Source organism: Cedecea sp. B1(4), assembly GCF_059414925.1.
In genome coordinates, this window is record NZ_JCAHMZ010000004.1 from 326,568 (window position 1) to 344,373 (window position 17,806).

Consider the following 17,806-nt stretch of genomic DNA (forward strand, 5'->3'; position numbering starts at 1 on the left):
AAATTTCGCGGCCTCCCGACGTCGATGGATGCTGATTTGTCGCCTCCTTCATGGCAAACTAGCCGATTATTATTGAACTAGCGTGAGTCGCCTGCGGAGGGCACGTGGATAAAATTTTCGTCGATGAGGCAGTTAACGAGCTGCATACCATTCAGGACATGCTGCGCTGGTCGGTCAGCCGCTTTAGCGCCGCCAACATCTGGTATGGGCACGGCACCGACAATCCATGGGATGAAGCCGTTCAGCTGGTTCTGCCAAGTCTGTACCTGCCGCTGGATATTCCTGAAGACATGCGCACCGCCCGTCTGACCCCAAGCGAGCGTCACCGCATCGTCGAGCGAGTGATTCGCCGCGTCAACGAACGTATTCCGGTTGCCTACCTGACCAATAAAGCCTGGTTCTGCGGCCACGAGTTCTACGTGGACGAACGTGTACTGGTGCCGCGCTCGCCGATTGGAGAGCTGATTAACAACCGCTTTGCCGGGATGATCGACCACGAGCCGCAGCACATTCTGGATATGTGCACCGGCAGCGGCTGCATCGGGATTGCCTGCGCCTATGAATTCCCGAATGCGGAAGTGGATATTGTTGATATTTCCCCTGACGCTATCGCCGTGGCCGAGCAGAACATTGCCGAGCACGGCCTGGACCACAACGTCACGCCGATTCGCTCTGACCTGTTCCGCGACCTGCCTAAAGTGCAGTACGACGTGATAGTGACGAACCCGCCGTATGTTGATGAAGAAGACATGGCGGATCTGCCGGGCGAATACCACTTCGAACCTGAGCTGGGCCTGGCGGCCGGCAGCGATGGTCTGAAGCTGGCTCGTCGTATTCTTGGCTGCGCGCCGGATTATCTGGCCGACGGCGGGATCCTGATTTGTGAAGTGGGGAACAGCATGGTACACCTGATGGAGCAGTACCCGGAGGTGCCGTTCACCTGGCTTGAGTTCGACAACGGCGGCGACGGCGTATTTATGCTGACTAAAGCGCAGCTGATTGACGCTCGCGAGTACTTCAGTATCTACAAAGATTAATTGCCGAACGTAGACGAGCCTTCGGGCTCGTTTTACTTCCCGCGCACAACACAATAACTAGAACGGTGATTAAGGAGCCGTGATGGCTGGTAACAGTATTGGACAGGTTTTTCGCGTAACGACATTTGGTGAATCTCACGGCATCGCGCTGGGCTGCATTGTTGACGGTGTCCCGCCGGGCATCCCGCTGACGGAGGCCGACCTGCAGCACGATCTCGATCGCCGCCGTCCGGGTACCTCGCGCTACACCACTCAACGCCGTGAGCCTGACCAGGTCAAAATTCTCTCCGGCGTGTTTGAAGGCGTAACGACCGGCACGAGCATTGGCCTGCTGATTGAAAATACCGATCAGCGTTCCCAGGATTACAGCGCCATCAAAGACGTGTTCCGTCCGGGACACGCGGATTACACCTACGAACAAAAATACGGCCTGCGCGACTACCGCGGCGGCGGCCGTTCTTCTGCCCGTGAAACCGCCATGCGCGTTGCAGCGGGCGCCATTGCCAAGAAATACCTTGAGCAGAAATTCGGCATTAAAATTCGCGGCTGCCTGACGCAGATGGGCGATATTCCGCTGGAAATCAAAGACTGGGATCAGGTTGAGCAGAACCCGTTCTTCTGCCCGGATCCGGATAAAATCGACGCGCTGGACGAGCTGATGCGAGGCCTGAAAAAAGAGGGCGACTCCATCGGCGCGAAAGTGACCGTTGTGGCTGACAACGTGCCGCCGGGCCTCGGTGAGCCGGTCTTTGACCGCCTGGACGCAGACATTGCCCACGCGCTGATGAGTATCAACGCGGTGAAAGGCGTGGAAATTGGCGAAGGCTTCGGCGTGGTGAACCTGCGCGGCAGCCAGAACCGGGATGAAATCACCCAGCAAGGCTTCCAGAGCAACCACGCGGGCGGCATTCTGGGCGGCATCAGCAGCGGTCAGCAGATCGTGGCTAACATGGCCCTGAAACCAACGTCCAGCATTACCGTGCCGGGCAAAACTATTAATCGCGAAGGCGAAGAAGTGGAGATGATCACCCGCGGGCGTCACGATCCTTGCGTGGGGATCCGCGCTGTGCCGATCGCAGAAGCAATGCTGGCTATCGTGCTGATGGATCACCTGCTGCGCCAGCGCGCACAGAACGCTGACGTTTCTTCCCCGCTGCCTCGCTGGTAAGACGATGAACAAACTCCTGATCGGGATGCTGGCGCTGGCCGCCAGCGCCCAGGCTTTAGCGGCGACGCCGTGGCAAAAAATCGACCACCCGATTGCCGGTAGCGCGCAGTCTATTGGCGCGTTTTCCAACGGCTGCATCGTCGGGGCTCACGCGTTGCCGCTTGAGGACGCCCGCTACCAGGTGATGCGACCGGATCAGCGTCGCTACTTTGGTCATCCCGATCTGGTGATGTTTATTCAGCGCCTGAGTAATCAGGTAAATCAGCTCGGCCTGGGGACAGTGTTGATTGGTGACATGGGCATGGCGGCAGGCGGGCGTTTTAGCTCCGGCCACGCCAGCCATCAGACCGGGCTTGATGTCGACATTTTCCTGCAACTGCCAAAAAATCGCTGGACGTCGGCGCAATTGCTGCGCCCTCAGGCTTTGGATTTGGTTGCTGCCGACGGCAAGCGCGTGGTGCCTTCGCTGTGGAAACCGGAAATCGACAGCCTGATTAAGCTCGCGGCTAAAGATAACGAGGTGACGCGCATCTTCGTGAACCCGGCTATTAAGCAGCGACTTTGCGAAGATGCGGGCGCTGACCGCGACTGGCTGCGTAAGGTGCGCCCGTGGTTTGCCCACCGCGCCCACATGCACGTTCGCCTGCGCTGCCCGGCTAACAGCCTTGAGTGTGAGGATCAGCCTCTGCCTCCTCCAGGAGACGGCTGCGGGGCCGAGCTGCAAAGCTGGTTCGCGCCGCCTGCACCGGGCAGCACGCCGCCGAAAAAGACAACGCCACCGCCGCTACCCGCCTCCTGTCAGGCATTACTGGATGAGCACGCTCTGTAAATGGAATGGTTTATGGTTTCCCCGCTGCTGCTGGTGGCGCTGTTTTTTGTCGCCATGCTGGCCGGGTTTATTGATGCCCTTGCGGGCGGCGGCGGGTTACTGACGGTCCCTGCCTTGCTGGCGGTAGGCATGTCTCCGGCTCAGGCCCTGGCAACCAACAAGCTACAGGCCTGCGGCGGCTCGGTTTCAGCCTCTCTCTATTTCATTCGCCGCAAGGTGGTCAGCCTTGCCGATCAGAAGCTCAATATTCTGATGACCTTTATCGGCTCTACCTGCGGCGCATTGCTGGTGCAGCACGTGAAGTCCGATATTTTGCGCCAGATCCTGCCGCTGCTGATTATCGGCATCGGGCTCTATTTCCTGCTGATGCCAAAGCTCGGGGAAGAAGACCGGCAGCGCCGCCTGCACGGTTTGCCGTTCGCGTTAATTGCCGGGGGCTGCGTCGGTTTTTATGATGGCTTCTTTGGCCCCGGCGCCGGGTCGTTTTACGCGCTGGCCTTTGTGACGCTTTGCGGCTTCAACCTCGCCAAATCCACCGCCCACGCGAAAGTCCTGAACGCCACCTCCAATCTTGGCGGGCTGCTGCTGTTTATCATCGGCGGCAAGGTGATTTGGGGCACCGGCTTTGTGATGATGGCCGGGCAATTTTTAGGGGCGAGGGCGGGTTCGCGCCTCGTCTTAAGTAAAGGGCAGCAGCTGATTCGCCCAATGATTGTCGTTGTTTCGGCGGTAATGAGCGCCAAGCTGCTGTATGACAGCCACGGACCGGAAATTCTCCATTGGTTAGGGATAGCCTGAAATGAATGATGTCACTATGAGCAAACAACACCATTACCAGGAACTGATTGATGTGTTCGATAGCTGCTTCCTGGTAGAGTTTAATACCCGCTTGATCAAGGGCGATGACGAGCCTATTTATCTGCCTGCGGATGACGAATTGCCGTATAACCGCATCGTCTTCGCGCACGGCTATTACGCCAGCGGAATGCATGAGATTTCCCACTGGTGCGTGGCGGGCGCAGAGCGCCGCAAGCTGGTGGACTTCGGTTACTGGTATTGCCCGGACGGGCGAGACGCCGAAACCCAGGGCAAGTTCGAAGATGTGGAAGTGAAGCCGCAGGCGCTGGAGTGGATGCTCAGCACTGCCGCGGGCTTCCCGTTTAACGTCAGCTGCGACAACCTGAGCGGCGATTTTGAGCCTGACCGCATTGCGTTTCAGCGCCGGGTTCATGCCCAGGTTATGACTTATCTGAAAGACGGGATCCCCGAGCGCCCGGCTCGTTTGATTGACGCGCTAAGGGCGTATTATGGCACCCCTGCGCTCGAAGCCGGGCAGTTTGCCTGGCCAGAAGACCTAAACTAAAAATCACCTGTATGAAGAGGATGTATGATGATCGCGGAATTTGAGTCACGTATTTTGGCGTTGATTGATGAGATGGTGGAGCACGCCAGTGACGACGACCTGTTTGCCAGCGGTTATCTGCGTGGGCACCTGACTCTGGCGGTAGCCGAACTGGAAAACGGCGACGACCATACGCCAGATGCGCTGCATGTGGTGGTGAGCGATAGCCTGCAAAAGGCGATTCAGGCCGGTGAGCTTTCGCCGCGTGACCAGGCGCTGGTGTTGGGCATGTGGGAAACGCTTTTCGAGAAGGCGAAGTTTTAACCCTCACCCTAACCCTCTCCCTAAAAGGGAGAGGGGATAAAAGCGTTATAGAGGAGCTGATGAGGGGAACATCACTTCACCGCTTTTCCTTTCAATAGCTTTCTTACCCACAGCCGATTCGGGTTCAGCGCCGCGAGCGTGACTGCATCCAGCGGAATAGGTTCTTCACTCATCTGCGCAGCCAGAATCTCAGAAGCCAGCGGCGCGCTACACAGCCCGCGTGAGCCCAATGCACCCAGCATATAAAGATTGCCGTAAACCGGTGCAGGCTCTGCGTTTGCACGATCCTCGGCCAGCCCGATATATTGCTCAAGCGTGGCGTCATAATCTGGCACACTGCCCACCATTGGAAGGTGGTCGCGCGAAGCGCAGCGCACGCCACAGCGGGCTTCGTTGGCTGAAACGTCCACTTCTTTTGCCCATTCGGCATTCGGCAGGCAGTCGAGCAGGCGCTGACGATTATGCTGCTGATCTTCTGCATTCCAGGTCATTTCATCCCGGCCACGGTGATAGCTGGCGCCAATACAATGCTGCTGGTTTTGCGGGTTGACCGGCGTCAGATAGCCGTCGTAGCACAGCACCTGGCGGAGCTGGCTTAATCCCGGCGTGGTAGGAATATGGCTGACCTGGCCGCCGACGGAATACACCGGCAGGCTTTGCGTTTGTGTAAACCTGCTGATTTGGTGACCGTTGGCCAGCACAACAGCGGCATGCTGAGCGGTATCCTGCTGGGCAAAATCTATCTTCCAACCACCATTCGCTGTCGTTAAGTCGGTCACCCGGTATCCATAATGAATCTTCAACCCTTGCTGTTCGGCTAGCGCAAGAGCGCCGGCGGTAAGCTGTGCCGGGTAGAGCCAGCCGCCCAGCGGATAGCTGATGCCACCGCACTGCGTGTCCACGCCACAGGTTTGCGCCACCGTTTCAGCATCCACCGCCTTCGCCAGTAAGTCTGGCAGGTTCAGGCCGAGCATCTGTTCGATTTTATGGGCGCTTTTTTCATCCCAGGCGAGCTGGGTTACGCCGCACCAGGCATGATCAAAAGTTACCGGAAGGGCATCGTACAGTCGGCGTGCGAAGGTGAAGGCCGCCGGGAAAAAGGTGGTTAGCGCCGCATCATGCGCGGTTAGCAGCGGGTAAAGTGCGCCCTGACGGTTGCCGGATGCGCCTTGGGCCGGGGTTTCATCCTCGCAATACAGGGTGACCTTCCAGCCTCGACGCAGCAGCGCCAGGGCGAGCAGGGCACTGGCAATGCCGCCGCCAATAATCGCGGTTTCACGTTCACTTGTGCCAGGGCGAGCGTACCAGGGCGTGCGGGCAGGAGTATCCACAGGCTGTTGTAGAGATCCAACTAGCATTTCGCGTTTGCGGCCAAACCCTTTGCTACGCGTCACGGTGAAGCCCGCTTCAATTAAGCCACGGCGTACAAAGCCTGCGGAGGTAAAGGTCGCCAGCGTGCCCCCAGGGCGAGCCATGCGAACCATGGTCTGGAAGAGCTGCTGCGTCCACATATCCGGGTTTTTGGAGGGCGCGAAGCCATCCAGGAACCAGGCATCGACCTGCTGATTAAGGGTGTCATCTAACTGAGATATCAGCTCGTTAATATCGCCAAACCACAGGTCAAGCGTGATGCGGCCATTGTCCAGCAGCAGGCGGTGGCAGCCGGGAATCGGCAGCGGCCATTGTTGCTGGAGCTCGGTGGCGAAGCGACTGAGCTCTGGCCAGTGCTGATGGGCCAGCGTCAGATCGGCGGCGGTCAGGGGAAATTTTTCAAAACTGATAAAATGCAGCCGTTTTAAGCAGGCATCTTCACGTTTCACACAAAATTCATCGAACGCCTGCCATAAAGTCAAAAAGTTAAGGCCGGTACCAAACCCACTTTCTGCGACCACAAAAAGCGGTCTTTCGTGGGTTGCAAAGCGTTCAGGGAGATGGTTTCCGCCGAGGAAGACGTATCGCGTCTCTTCCAGTCCGTTATCGTTAGAGAAGTAAACGTCGTCAAAATCTCGGGATACAGGTGTACCTTCTTCGTTAAAACCGAGGTTGGCGGATTGTATAGGGGAATGTTTCACGTAAGTTGCTCGTCTGACAGGCAGTGGCACGATCATAACGGTGTGAGCGGAGCGGCGCAAATTTCCACACAATTTGGCTGATCGGACTTGTTCGGCTTACAACTGTACGCTATTGTGCGACACGAAATCCTACATAGTGCAGTGAACGAGGTATTTGAATGAAACGTGCAGTGATTACTGGCCTGGGCATTGTTTCCAGCATTGGTAATAACCAGCAGGAAGTCCTGGCATCTCTGCGAGAAGGACGCTCAGGGATCACTTTCTCGGAAGAGTTTAAAGACGCGGGAATGCGTAGCCACATCTGGGGTAACGTCAAGCTGGATACAACTGGTTTGATTGACCGTAAAGTGGTTCGTTTCATGAACGATGCCTCTATCTATGCCTATCTCTCCATGCGTGAAGCGATTGCCGATGCAGGCCTGAGCGAAGAGGTTTACCAGAACAACCCACGCGTTGGTCTGATTGCCGGTTCCGGCGGCTCTTCTAAAGCGCAGGTCTTTGGTGCTGACGCCATGCGTAGCCCGCGCGGCCTGAAAGCCGTGGGTCCTTACGTGGTGACCAAAGCCATGGGCTCTGCGGTTTCCGCTTGCCTGGCAACGCCGTTCAAAATTCATGGGGTGAACTACTCCATAAGCTCTGCCTGTGCAACTTCCGCCCACTGTATCGGTAACGCGGTAGAGCAGATTCAGCTCGGTAAACAAGACATCGTCTTTGCCGGCGGCGGCGAAGAGCTGGGCTGGGAAATGGCGTGTGAGTTCGATGCGATGGGCGCGCTGTCCACCAAGTACAACGAAACTCCAGAAAAAGCTTCCCGTACCTATGACGCGCACCGCGACGGCTTCGTCATCGCAGGCGGCGGCGGTATGGTTGTGGTTGAAGAACTGGAGCACGCGCTGGCTCGTGGTGCACACATCTACGCTGAAATCGTTGGCTACGGCGCAACGTCTGACGGCGCAGACATGGTTGCCCCATCCGGTGAAGGCGCGGTGCGCTGCATGAAGATGGCGATGCACGGCGTTGATACGCCAATCGACTACCTGAACTCCCACGGTACTTCTACTCCGGTAGGCGACGTGAAAGAGCTGGGTGCGATTCGTGAAGTGTTCGCCGATCACAGCCCGGCGATCTCTGCGACCAAAGCCATGACCGGCCACTCTCTGGGCGCCGCGGGCGTACAGGAAGCCATCTATTCTCTGCTGATGCTTGAACACGGCTTCATCGCGCCAAGCATTAACGTGGAAGCGCTGGACGAACAGGCTGCTGGCCTGAACATCGTCACTAAAGCGACTGATGCAGCGCTGACCACCGTGATGTCCAACAGCTTCGGCTTCGGCGGTACTAACGCCACGCTGGTGATGCGTAAGCTTAACGCTTAATCGCCAAAATCATTCAGAATGGGGCACCTGCGGGGGCCCCATTTTTTTGCCCATTGTTCAGCATTGACAGCCGGTTAACCGAAAGGCACTATGCATTCCCCTCCATTATCATTATTGATAATGCGTAAGCGTTTAACGTTAACCAACGCACCCTGTCATCTGAACACTCAGAGGAAAGGGCGCGGGGTAACTTGCGCCTTGCTCTGAATTTATGGAGTAAGCAGTATGTCTGCAGTACCTGATTCCACTCTTAAAACGTCGAAATCGGCAAATACATCACTTTTCAGAATTACCTTTGCGGTCTTTCTTACCTATATGACGGTTGGCCTGCCGCTGCCCGTTATCCCGCTTTTTGTTCATCAGCAGTTGGGTTACGGCAACATGATGGTTGGCGTGGCGGTGGGCATTCAGTTTCTCGCCACCGTATTGACCCGGGGCTACGCGGGGCGACTCGCCGACCAAATGGGCGCTAAACGCTCCGTCCTGCAAGGAATGTTTGCCTGCGGGCTGGCGGGCGCGGCCTACCTGCTCGCCGCGCTATTGCCGGTAGAGCCAGCGGTGAAGTTTGCCTTGCTGATCGTTGGGCGGCTGATTCTTGGCTTTGGTGAAAGCCAGCTGCTGACCGGCAACCTGACCTGGGGATTGGGGCTGGTTGGCCCGGGGCGTTCGGGTAAGGTGATGTCCTGGAATGGGATGGCGATTTACGGCGCGCTGGCCGCCGGAGCACCCCTCGGACTGATGCTTAACAGCCAGTGGGGTTTTGTGGCGCTGGGCGTGACAACCATTGCTTTGCCGCTGATTGGGCTGCTGTTTAACGGCACCGTGAAACCTGTTCCGGCCCATAAAGGCGAGCGGCCTTCGTTATTGACCGTGATTGGACTTATCTGGCAGCCGGGGCTGGGTCTCGCGCTGCAGGGCGTCGGCTTTGCGGTTATCGGCACCTTTGTTTCGCTCTATTTTGCCGCAAACGGCTGGGCCCATGCAGGCTTCACGTTGACGGCTTTTGGCGGCGCTTTTGTACTGGTGCGCGTGCTGTTTGGCTGGATGCCCGATCGCTACGGCGGCGTGCGCGTGGCGCTGTTTTCCCTTGGGGTTGAAACAGTGGGTTTGCTGCTGCTCTGGCACGCGCCTGGAGCCTGGACCGCGCTGCTGGGTGCGGCGCTGACCGGCTGCGGTTGTTCGCTTATATTCCCCGCGCTCGGCGTTGAAGTGGTTAAGCTTGTTCCGCCTCAGGTGCGCGGCACGGCACTGGGCGGCTATGCTGCTTTCCAGGATATTTCATACGGTGTCACCGGACCGCTGACCGGAATTCTGGCAACGTCTATGGGCTATTCGTCGGTGTTTATGGCCGGGGCCGTTTCTGCGGTGCTGGGGATTGCCGTGACGCTGGTGGCGTTCAGGAAGTAGGTTTGCTTGTTGCCCGTTTTTTCCCTCTCCTTTTGGGAGAGGGTTGGGGTGAGGAACTAGATCACCAGCCAGAGCAAAATCATCACCACGACCAGCGCGATCAACGCCAGACCAGGTCTCGCGCTCAGCGTCTTTATCGGCTCGATAATTGCGCTAAACATCGGGTTGTAGATCGGCTTAATATCACGCACTTCAATCGTAGCTGGCTGGCGCTCGGCACGTTTTAAAAACACCTGATTGAGAATGTCCTGTACCTGCGCGGTCGTTAATACCGTTTGCGGCGTGGCCTGGAAGCGCTGCTGGCTGTAATCCACCATCTCTTTCCACTCCTGCGGCTCAAGCGGCTGCTTTAGGGCCGCCTGCACGCTGTGCAAAGTAGGCGCAGACTGCTGGCTCAGCGTTTGCCTTGCCTGGAGCCAGGTTGTCAGCAAAGCAAAGTGCTTAGCCGGAATGAGTTCACCGGTTTTCACGCCGGACAGCTCCAGCATTGACTGCCAGATCTGTTTGCCGGACTCGCCCGTTGCCGCGGCGAGTTTGGTGACAAGCTGGTTCAGGCTGTTGTGCTCGGCGGGGAGCAGCGGGCGGTCGGTGGCCGGGCGCTGCTGCGGCTGAGGAATGGCGAGCTGGTTGTTTTGCAGCAGCGTCAGCACGGTTTTGAGCTGGTCCGGCGTGAGCTGGCTCAGCGCCGTCTGGCCAAACTGCTGGCGGATAAAGTCGCTCACCGCCTGGCGGTTATTGCCCTGGGGCAGCAAATCGCTCAGTTGCTGAATGATCTGACGCGTTGCCAGCGTGGTTTGCGCACTGGTCAGGCGCTGATTCAGGTTCTGCTCAGCGGCGGGGAAATGCCGAGACAGCAGCGGCGTCTCGCTTTTGAGTCCCAGATCGTGCTTAAGGCCCGCCCACACTTCAGCGCTCTGCTGTTGGCTAAGCGCAATGATCCGGGTGATCAGGCGCTCCAGCACGGTACGTTGCTGGGTGGAAAGCGGCTGTTCGCCGGCGGCAGAAGGTGCGGAGGGAGGTTCCCCCGGAGGACGCGGCGTGGCGCCCTGAATGGGTTGCATTATTAAATGATCCTTAAGTGCGACAAAACATTCGCAAGTAGTTCGTTATGCCCGGACGTCAGATTATGGCACACTATCCGGCCTTATCTCGACGATTAACAGACAGGTACTCAGGTGAAAATCCTCGTTGATGAAAATATGCCCTATGCCCGCGAACTTTTCAGCCGCCTGGGCGAGGTGACTGCTGTGCCGGGGCGTCCGATTCCGGTGGATGCGTTAACGGATGCTGACGCGTTGATGGTTCGTTCGGTCACCAAAGTGAATGCCGAACTGCTGGACGGTAAAGGGATCAAATTTGTCGGGACGGCCACGGCCGGAACCGATCACGTTGATGAAGCGTATTTGCAAAGTGCCGGGGTGGCTTTCTCTGCCGCTCCTGGATGCAACGCGATTGCCGTGGTTGAGTATGTGTTCTCCTCCTTATTGATGCTGGCCGAACGCGATGGTTTTGAGCTGAAAAACCGGACAGTCGGTATCGTCGGCGTGGGTAACGTTGGTTCCCGTCTTCAGGCGCGTCTGGAAGCCTGGGGCGTGCGCACCTTACTGTGCGATCCGCCACGAGCCGATCGCGGTGACGAAGGCGATTTCGTTTCGCTGGAAACGCTGGTGCAGGAAGCCGACGTCATCACCTTCCATACGCCACTGTTTAAATCCGGCGAGTATAAAACGCTGCATCTGGCGGACGAGGCGCTGATTAGCCGCCTGAAGCCTGGCGCTATTCTGATTAATGCCTGTCGTGGCCCGGTAGTGGACAACAACGCATTGCTGAAATGCTTAAAAGCAGGGCAGAATCTCAGCGTTGTGCTGGACGTCTGGGAGCCGGAGCCGGATCTCAACGTCGAGTTGCTCGACAAGGTCGATATTGGCACGGCTCACATTGCGGGCTATACGCTTGAAGGTAAGGCTCGCGGCACCACGCAGGTCTTTGAAGCCTTTAGCGATTTTATCGGCCAGTCTCAGACAGTGGCGCTGGATTCACTTCTGCCTGCGCCGGAGTTTGGCCGCATCACGCTGGCAGGCCCGCTCGATCAGCCCACGCTCAAAAGACTGGTGCATCTGGTGTATGATGTGCGCCGCGACGACGCGCCGCTGAGGAAGGTAGCCGGTCAGCCTGGTGAATTCGACAAGCTGCGTAAGAACTACCTGGAACGCCGCGAGTGGTCATCGCTGTATGTGCAGTGTGACGATGCCGACGCGGCAGGCATGCTGCAAAAACTTGGCTTTAGCGCGGCACATCACCCGCTTCGCTAAGCAATTTCTTCTGGCTCCCTGGGGCGACGTCCTGGGGAGCATCTGTTCTATTTTCTGGAGTAAACCAACATGTCCGAAGGCTGGAATATTGCCATTTTAGGCGCCACCGGTGCCGTAGGCTCAGCTTTGCTTGAACTGCTTGCTGAACGTCAGTTCCCGGTTGGTGAATTGTATGCCCTGGCGCGCGGCGAGAGCGCCGGTGAAAATCTGCGTTATGAAGGCAAAACTATCCTGGTGCGGGACGCGGCAGAGTTCGACTGGACGCAGGCTCAGCTGGCGTTCTTCGTAGCGGGCGTTGAAGCCTCCGCTCGCTATGTTGAAGAAGCGACCAACGCGGGCTGCCTGGTGATTGACTCAAGCGGTCTTTTCTCGCTTGAGCCGGATGTACCGCTGGTTGTGCCGGATGTGAACCCGTTCGTGCTGAGTGATTACCGTAACCGTAATCTGGTGGCCGTGGCGGACAGCCTGACCAGCCAACTGCTGAGCGCGTTGAAACCGTTGATTGAGCAGGGTGGCCTGTCACGTATTCAGGTGACCAGCCTGCTGTCTGCTTCTGCGCGCGGCAAAGTGGCCGTAGACGCGCTGGCCGGGCAAAGCGCCCGTCTGCTGAACGGCATTCCTATTGATGAAGAAGACCTGTTTGGCCGCCAGCTGGCGTTCAACATGCTGCCGCTAGTGCCGGACGCCGAAGGCAGCGTGCGGGAAGAGCGTCGCCTGGTGAATGAAGTGCGTAAAGTGCTGCAGGACGATGGCTTAATGATCTCCGCCAGCCTTGTGCAGTCGCCGGTGTTCTATGGCCATGCCCAAATCGTCAACTTTGAAGCGCTGCGCCCGCTGGCGGCAGAAGAAGCCCGCGATGCGTTTGCTCAGGCAGAAGATATTGAGCTGTCTGAAGAGGGAGAATTTCCGACTCAGGTGGCGGATGCGTCCGGTAGCGGCCATCTTTCTATTGGCTGCGTACACAACGATTACGGTATGCCGGAGCAAATCCAGTTCTGGTCAGTCGCCGATAACGTTCGCTTTGGCGGCGCGCTGATGGCGATAAAAACCGCTGAGAAACTGGTGCAGGAGTATATGTACTGATGTCCGAAGTGCTAAGCGAAATTCCGCTTCATAAAATCGCGCTCGGCATTGAGTACGACGGCAGTAAATATTACGGCTGGCAGCGCCAGAACGAAGTGCGCAGCGTGCAGGAAAAGCTGGAAAAAGCGCTGTCTCAGGTGGCCAATGAGCCGATTAACGTGTTTTGCGCAGGGCGTACCGATGCGGGCGTTCACGCCACGGGCCAGGTGGTGCATTTTGAAACCACCGCCGTGCGCAAAGATGCGGCCTGGACGATGGGCGTCAATACGAATTTGCCTGGTGACATCGCCGTGCGCTGGGTAAAAGATGTGCCGTCTGAGTTCCATGCCCGCTTTAGCGCCACGGCTCGCCGCTATCGCTACGTGATTTATAATCACCGCCTGCGTCCGGCCATTTTGCAGCAGGGCGTAACCCATTTTCACCTGCCTCTGGATGCGGATAAAATGCACCGCGCCGCCCAGAGCCTGTTGGGGGAAAATGACTTTACCTCGTTCCGTGCGGTGCAGTGCCAGTCCCGCACCCCATGGCGCAATATGATGCACATTACGGTAAACCGCTACGGCGCTTACATCGTGGTGGACATTAAGGCCAACGCTTTTGTGCACCACATGGTGCGTAACATCGTCGGGAGCCTGATGGAAGTCGGCTGCGGTAACCAGGCAGAAACCTGGATGGCCGATCTGCTGGCAATGAAGGACCGCACTAAGGCCGCTGCCACCGCGAGGGCGGAAGGGCTGTACCTGGTGTCGGTGGATTATCCCGACCACTTTGCGCTGCCGCGTCTGCCGATGGGGCCGCTTTTTTTAGCCGATTGATTGCTGCTTAAGAAAGGATACTTTGATGGATTTCATCCGTTTTATCATCGACTTCATTTTGCATATCGACGTGCATCTGGCCGAGCTAGTGGCACAATACGGCGTCTGGGTTTACGCTATTTTGTTCCTGATTTTGTTCTGCGAAACCGGGCTGGTAGTTACGCCGTTTTTACCGGGTGATTCACTGCTGTTTGTGGCGGGCGCGCTGGCGTCGCTGGAAACCAACGACCTGAACGTGCATTACATGGTCATTTTGATGGTGATTGCCGCCATCATCGGCGATGCGGTGAACTACACTATCGGGCGGCTGTTTGGTGAGAAGTTGTTCAGTAATCCGAATTCAAAAATCTTCCGCCGCAGTTATCTCGATAAAACTCACGCTTTTTACGAGCGTCACGGCGGAAAAACGATTATCCTCGCGCGCTTCGTGCCGATTGTGCGAACCTTCGCACCGTTTGTCGCCGGGATGGGGCACATGTCCTATCGCCATTTTGCGTTCTATAACGTCGTCGGCGCACTGCTGTGGGTCTTGCTGTTCACCTACGCGGGCTACCTGTTCGGTAACCTGCCGGTGGTACAGGAAAACCTGAAGCTGCTGATTGTGGCAATTATCGTGGTGTCGATTTTGCCTGGCGTGGTGGAAGTTATCCGCCACAAACGCGCGGCGTCGCGGCAGTCAAAATAATACGTGGCAGCGGTTCGACCACTTTTTTATCCAAAGTCGTGGGCCGTTGTGTTTTAATGAGCACCATTTATGGTCTGGGGCAGGGAAAAACTGCCGCAGAAAAGCTGGTATCGACCAGGTTCAAGCAGAAAGGTCATCAATGAGCTGGATTGAACGAATTCTCAATAAGAGCAATATTACTCCCACCCGCAAGGCGAGCATCCCTGAAGGGGTGTGGACCAAGTGCGACAGCTGCGGCCAGGTCCTGTACCGCGCCGAGCTGGAACGCAATCTTGGCGTCTGCCCTAAGTGCGATCACCACATGCGTATGTCGGCCCGCGATCGCCTGCATAGCCTGTTAGATGAAGGCACAATGGTGGAATTGGGGAGCGAGCTTGAGCCAAAAGATTTGCTGAAGTTCCGTGACTCCAAGAAGTACAAAGATCGTCTGGTTAGCGCGCAGAAAGAGACCGGCGAGAAAGACGCGCTGGTTGTCATGAAAGGCACCCTGCACGGTATGCCTGTTGTGGCTGCGGCCTTCGAGTTCGCCTTTATGGGCGGCTCAATGGGCTCCGTAGTTGGTGCGCGTTTTGTTCGTGCCGTTGAGCAGGCGCTGGAAGACAACTGCCCGATGGTGTGCTTCTCCGCTTCCGGCGGGGCGCGTATGCAGGAAGCGCTGATGTCGCTGATGCAGATGGCGAAAACCAGCGCTGCGCTGGCAAAAATGCAGGAACGCGGTCTGCCGTATATCTCCGTGCTGACTGACCCAACCATGGGCGGCGTTTCCGCAAGCTTCGCGATGCTGGGTGACCTGAACATTGCCGAGCCGAAAGCGCTGATTGGCTTTGCCGGTCCACGCGTTATCGAGCAGACCGTTCGTGAAAAACTGCCGCCGGGCTTTCAGCGCAGTGAGTTCCTGATCGAAAAAGGCGCTATCGACATGATCGTTCGTCGTCCGGAAATGCGCCTGAAACTGGCGAGCATCCTGGCGAAGTTTATGAATCTGCCAGCGCCAAACCCGGAAGCCCCGCGTGAGCCCATCGTGGTTCCGCCAGCACCGGAACAGGGTCAAGAGGCCTGATTCGCAACTAAGGGCAGGCCAGCAGGTTCTGCCCTTTTCTTTATGTGCATGTTAAGTGGGCATCATGGACAAAGACCTTATTCCTCAAGCCACGTCGCCCCTGGCCACGTGGCTTTGCTATCTTGAAAACCTTCATTCCACCACTATCGATATGGGCCTTGAGCGCATCAGCAACGTTGCGCGCAAGCTTGATGTCCTGAAACCTGCGCCAACGGTCTTTACCGTGGCCGGCACGAACGGGAAAGGCACAACCTGTCGTACGCTTGAAACCGCGCTGATGGCCGACGGCTATCGAGTAGGGGTTTATAGCTCCCCGCATCTGGTGCGTTACACCGAGCGCGTGCGCATTCAGGGTGAAGAGTTGCCTGAAGCCCTGCATACCGCCTCGTTTGCCGAAATTGAGGCCGCTCGCGGAGATATTTCCTTAACCTATTTTGAATACGGAACGCTCTCGGCCTTGCTATTGTTTAAGCAGCAGGCGGTAGACGTGGTGATTCTTGAGGTAGGCCTTGGCGGGCGTCTGGATGCCACTAATATTGTGGATTCCGATGTGGCTGTGGTCACCAGCATTGCGCTCGATCACACCGACTGGCTTGGCCCGGACCGTGAGAGCATTGGCCGTGAAAAAGCCGGTGTCTTCCGCAGAGATAACCCTGCGGTTGTGGGCGAGCCAGATATGCCACAGACGATTGCCGATGTGGTGCAGGAGAAGGGCGCGCAATTACTGCGCCGCGGCGTTGACTGGGATTATGAAGTTAACGGCACAGGCTGGACGTTCCGGGACGCTAACGGCGAGCTTAAAGATCTGCCGCTGCCGCTGGTGCCACAGCCCAATGCCGCCACGGCGCTGGCCGCTTTACGTGCCAGCAAACTGAACGTGAGTGAAAACGCGATACGTTATGGCATCGAACATGCCACGCTGCCGGGGCGTTTCCAGATTGTGTCTCAGGCACCGCGCGTGATTCTTGATGTTGCCCATAACCCTCACGCGGCGGCTTATCTTGCGGGTCGCCTGGCGGCGTTACCAAAACAGGGACGCGTGTTGGCGGTGATTGGCATGCTACACGATAAAGACATAGCCGGAACGCTTGCCTGTTTGTCGCCTCAGGTCGATAGCTGGTATTGTGCTCCGCTGGAAGGGCCACGAGGCGCAAGCGCAGAGCAGCTTATGGCCCATCTTGGTCACGGCAAAGCATTTGCAACCGTGGCGGACGCATGGCATGCAGCCATGGCGGATGCGACGGCCGAAGATACCGTGCTGGTGTGTGGTTCGTTCCACACGGTGGCCCATGTAATGGAAGTACTGGACGCGGGGAGAGCAGGTGGCGAGTAAGTTTCAAAACCGATTAGTCGGAACCATTATTCTGGTCGCACTGGGCGTTATTGTGCTGCCGGGTCTGCTGGACGGGCAGAAAAAACATTATCAGGATGAGTTCGCGGCCATTCCTTTGGTGCCAAAACCTGGAGACAGCGACGAGCCTGATATGCTGCCGGCGGCTACTCAGGCTTTGCCAGCGCAGCCGCCGGAAGGCGCGGCGGAAGAGGTAAGGGCGGGCGCTTCCGTACCGCCGGGGCTGAACAGCGGGGCTATCCCGAATGAAGGCTCTGCGGGCGTTGACGAAGTGCCTGTCGCGCGCGAACAGCCTAAGCCGCAGCCCGTGCAGGAAAAACCAAAGCCTAAGCCAGTGGAAAAACCACAGCCTAAATCTGCCGCTGATGATAACACTGGCCAGCAGCTTGCGATGGCCTCCGAACAGCCGTCGAAGGCGGAAAAAACTGCCGACAAAGCCCCGACCGGGCAAGCCTATGTGGTGCAGCTTGGCGCATTGAAAAATGCGGACAAAGTGAATGAGATTGTTGGTAAACTGCGCGGGGCCGGGTTCAAGGTTTACACCTCGCCGACCACGCCTGTGCAGGGGAAAATTACCCGTATTCTGGTCGGGCCGGATGCCTCGAAAGATAAGCTGAAGTCTTCGTTGGGCGAACTGAATTCCCTTTCTGGTCTGAACGGCGTGGTGATGAATTACTCGCCTCGCTAATAGCCCTCTCCCTTCCCTGGAAGGGAGAGAGGAAAATATCGCACCATACTATTCCCTTGACCCCTTGGGGAGAGGGTGAGGGGAAAAACGACGGTACATCGTCGCTTCCCCCCAACGGAATGAAGGCAAAACAGGCACTTTTTTAATGGCGTTGATGCTTTTTTCAACGCCATTATTTATTTACGCGGGGGAAGGAAATCCCTACGCAAACGTTTTCTTTTTCTGTTAGAATTCGCCCCGAACTGGACGTCAGGGCA

At 57.2% G+C, this 17,806-nt stretch carries 17 protein-coding genes; 15 read left to right on the forward strand and 2 right to left on the reverse strand.

Annotated elements, in window-relative coordinates; translation table 11 throughout:
• Positions 1-104: 104 nt before the first annotated feature.
• The 6 genes from prmB (at position 105) to ACR6JA_RS11195 (ending at position 4,700) form a co-directional block, all read left to right on the forward strand.
• On the forward strand, positions 105-1,037 hold the full coding sequence (gene prmB / locus ACR6JA_RS11170; protein WP_008459683.1) for a 50S ribosomal protein L3 N(5)-glutamine methyltransferase: 933 nt from the start codon (positions 105-107) through the stop codon (positions 1,035-1,037).
• Between the two features lie 82 nt (positions 1,038-1,119).
• Entirely contained in the window at positions 1,120-2,205 is a 1,086-nt protein-coding gene (aroC, locus tag ACR6JA_RS11175) for a chorismate synthase (RefSeq protein WP_008459684.1), read from the forward strand.
• A 4-nt stretch (positions 2,206-2,209) separates the two neighbouring features.
• Positions 2,210-3,034: a penicillin-insensitive murein endopeptidase gene (gene mepA, locus ACR6JA_RS11180; RefSeq protein WP_494492773.1), complete on the forward strand. Its 825-nt coding sequence runs from the start codon at positions 2,210-2,212 to the stop codon at positions 3,032-3,034.
• Positions 3,035-3,832 carry a sulfite exporter TauE/SafE family protein gene (locus ACR6JA_RS11185; RefSeq protein WP_213712843.1) on the forward strand — a complete coding sequence of 266 codons (798 nt, stop codon included), beginning with the start codon at positions 3,035-3,037 and terminating at the stop codon, positions 3,830-3,832. It abuts the gene before it with no gap.
• Between the two features lie 16 nt (positions 3,833-3,848).
• The gene (locus tag ACR6JA_RS11190) at positions 3,849-4,397 is read left to right on the forward strand and encodes an elongation factor P hydroxylase (RefSeq protein ID WP_213712841.1); all 549 of its coding nucleotides are present in this window, start codon (positions 3,849-3,851) and stop codon (positions 4,395-4,397) included.
• Between the two features lie 27 nt (positions 4,398-4,424).
• Positions 4,425-4,700 carry a YfcL family protein gene (locus ACR6JA_RS11195; protein WP_008459691.1) on the forward strand — a complete coding sequence of 92 codons (276 nt, stop codon included), beginning with the start codon at positions 4,425-4,427 and terminating at the stop codon, positions 4,698-4,700.
• A gap of 71 nt (positions 4,701-4,771) precedes the next feature.
• Here ACR6JA_RS11195 and mnmC read toward each other — a convergent pair whose 3' ends face one another.
• A complete protein-coding gene (gene mnmC / locus ACR6JA_RS11200; RefSeq protein ID WP_494492774.1) occupies positions 4,772-6,772 on the reverse strand; it encodes a bifunctional tRNA (5-methylaminomethyl-2-thiouridine)(34)-methyltransferase MnmC2/FAD-dependent 5-carboxymethylaminomethyl-2-thiouridine(34) oxidoreductase MnmC1 in 2,001 nt (666 codons plus the stop codon).
• A 158-nt stretch (positions 6,773-6,930) separates the two neighbouring features.
• On the opposite strand from mnmC, the gene fabB reads away from it, so the two are divergent.
• Entirely contained in the window at positions 6,931-8,148 is a 1,218-nt protein-coding gene (gene fabB, locus ACR6JA_RS11205) for a beta-ketoacyl-ACP synthase I (protein WP_213712837.1), read from the forward strand.
• Positions 8,149-8,373: 225 nt separating this feature from the next.
• On the forward strand, positions 8,374-9,555 hold the full coding sequence (locus tag ACR6JA_RS11210) for an MFS transporter (RefSeq protein WP_494492775.1): 1,182 nt from the start codon (positions 8,374-8,376) through the stop codon (positions 9,553-9,555).
• A 56-nt stretch (positions 9,556-9,611) separates the two neighbouring features.
• On the opposite strand, the gene flk is transcribed toward ACR6JA_RS11210, so the two are convergent.
• Positions 9,612-10,616: a flagella biosynthesis regulator Flk gene (gene flk, locus ACR6JA_RS11215; protein ID WP_213712833.1), complete on the reverse strand. Its 1,005-nt coding sequence runs from the start codon at positions 10,614-10,616 to the stop codon at positions 9,612-9,614.
• 114 nt (positions 10,617-10,730) lie between these two features.
• Between flk and pdxB the strand changes: the two genes are divergently transcribed.
• From pdxB to dedD, 7 genes are all read left to right on the forward strand, one after another.
• A complete protein-coding gene (gene pdxB, locus ACR6JA_RS11220) occupies positions 10,731-11,867 on the forward strand; it encodes a 4-phosphoerythronate dehydrogenase PdxB (protein WP_008459705.1) in 1,137 nt (378 codons plus the stop codon).
• 69 nt (positions 11,868-11,936) lie between these two features.
• Positions 11,937-12,950 (forward strand): aspartate-semialdehyde dehydrogenase, encoded by a 1,014-nt coding sequence (locus tag ACR6JA_RS11225; RefSeq protein WP_213712831.1) that lies wholly within the window; start codon positions 11,937-11,939, stop codon positions 12,948-12,950.
• Positions 12,950-13,765 (forward strand): tRNA pseudouridine(38-40) synthase TruA, encoded by an 816-nt coding sequence (gene truA, locus ACR6JA_RS11230; protein ID WP_494492776.1) that lies wholly within the window; start codon positions 12,950-12,952, stop codon positions 13,763-13,765. The genes ACR6JA_RS11225 and truA overlap by 1 nt, the downstream gene beginning before the upstream one ends.
• Before the next feature lie 25 nt (positions 13,766-13,790).
• A complete protein-coding gene (locus ACR6JA_RS11235; protein WP_008459711.1) occupies positions 13,791-14,450 on the forward strand; it encodes a DedA family protein in 660 nt (219 codons plus the stop codon).
• A gap of 139 nt (positions 14,451-14,589) precedes the next feature.
• Positions 14,590-15,510 carry an acetyl-CoA carboxylase, carboxyltransferase subunit beta gene (accD, locus tag ACR6JA_RS11240; protein WP_008459714.1) on the forward strand — a complete coding sequence of 307 codons (921 nt, stop codon included), beginning with the start codon at positions 14,590-14,592 and terminating at the stop codon, positions 15,508-15,510.
• A gap of 64 nt (positions 15,511-15,574) precedes the next feature.
• Complete coding sequence (folC, locus tag ACR6JA_RS11245; RefSeq protein ID WP_494492777.1) at positions 15,575-16,843, forward strand: bifunctional tetrahydrofolate synthase/dihydrofolate synthase; 1,269 nt, start codon at positions 15,575-15,577, stop codon at positions 16,841-16,843.
• Positions 16,833-17,549, forward strand: a complete 717-nt coding sequence (gene dedD / locus ACR6JA_RS11250; RefSeq protein ID WP_166862564.1) for a cell division protein DedD — start codon at positions 16,833-16,835, stop codon at positions 17,547-17,549. Before folC ends, dedD begins: the two co-directional genes overlap by 11 nt.
• The last annotated feature ends 257 nt before the right edge of the window (positions 17,550-17,806 follow it).

What these genes read in the sequence shown, in the direction of transcription:
- accD (WP_008459714.1), top strand. Translation starts at nt 14,590, where the DNA reads ATGAGCTGGATTGAACGAATTCTCAATAAGAGCAATATTACTCCCACC.
- flk (WP_213712833.1), bottom strand. Translation starts at nt 10,616, where the DNA reads ATGCAACCCATTCAGGGCGCCACGCCGCGTCCTCCGGGGGAACCTCCC.
- ACR6JA_RS11185 (WP_213712843.1), top strand. Translation starts at nt 3,035, where the DNA reads ATGGAATGGTTTATGGTTTCCCCGCTGCTGCTGGTGGCGCTGTTTTTT.
- ACR6JA_RS11235 (WP_008459711.1), top strand. Translation starts at nt 13,791, where the DNA reads ATGGATTTCATCCGTTTTATCATCGACTTCATTTTGCATATCGACGTG.
- aroC (WP_008459684.1), top strand. Translation starts at nt 1,120, where the DNA reads ATGGCTGGTAACAGTATTGGACAGGTTTTTCGCGTAACGACATTTGGT.
- ACR6JA_RS11225 (WP_213712831.1), top strand. Translation starts at nt 11,937, where the DNA reads ATGTCCGAAGGCTGGAATATTGCCATTTTAGGCGCCACCGGTGCCGTA.
- truA (WP_494492776.1), top strand. Translation starts at nt 12,950, where the DNA reads ATGTCCGAAGTGCTAAGCGAAATTCCGCTTCATAAAATCGCGCTCGGC.
- fabB (WP_213712837.1), top strand. Translation starts at nt 6,931, where the DNA reads ATGAAACGTGCAGTGATTACTGGCCTGGGCATTGTTTCCAGCATTGGT.
- ACR6JA_RS11190 (WP_213712841.1), top strand. Translation starts at nt 3,849, where the DNA reads ATGAGCAAACAACACCATTACCAGGAACTGATTGATGTGTTCGATAGC.
- folC (WP_494492777.1), top strand. Translation starts at nt 15,575, where the DNA reads ATGGACAAAGACCTTATTCCTCAAGCCACGTCGCCCCTGGCCACGTGG.
- ACR6JA_RS11210 (WP_494492775.1), top strand. Translation starts at nt 8,374, where the DNA reads ATGTCTGCAGTACCTGATTCCACTCTTAAAACGTCGAAATCGGCAAAT.
- ACR6JA_RS11195 (WP_008459691.1), top strand. Translation starts at nt 4,425, where the DNA reads ATGATCGCGGAATTTGAGTCACGTATTTTGGCGTTGATTGATGAGATG.
- mepA (WP_494492773.1), top strand. Translation starts at nt 2,210, where the DNA reads ATGAACAAACTCCTGATCGGGATGCTGGCGCTGGCCGCCAGCGCCCAG.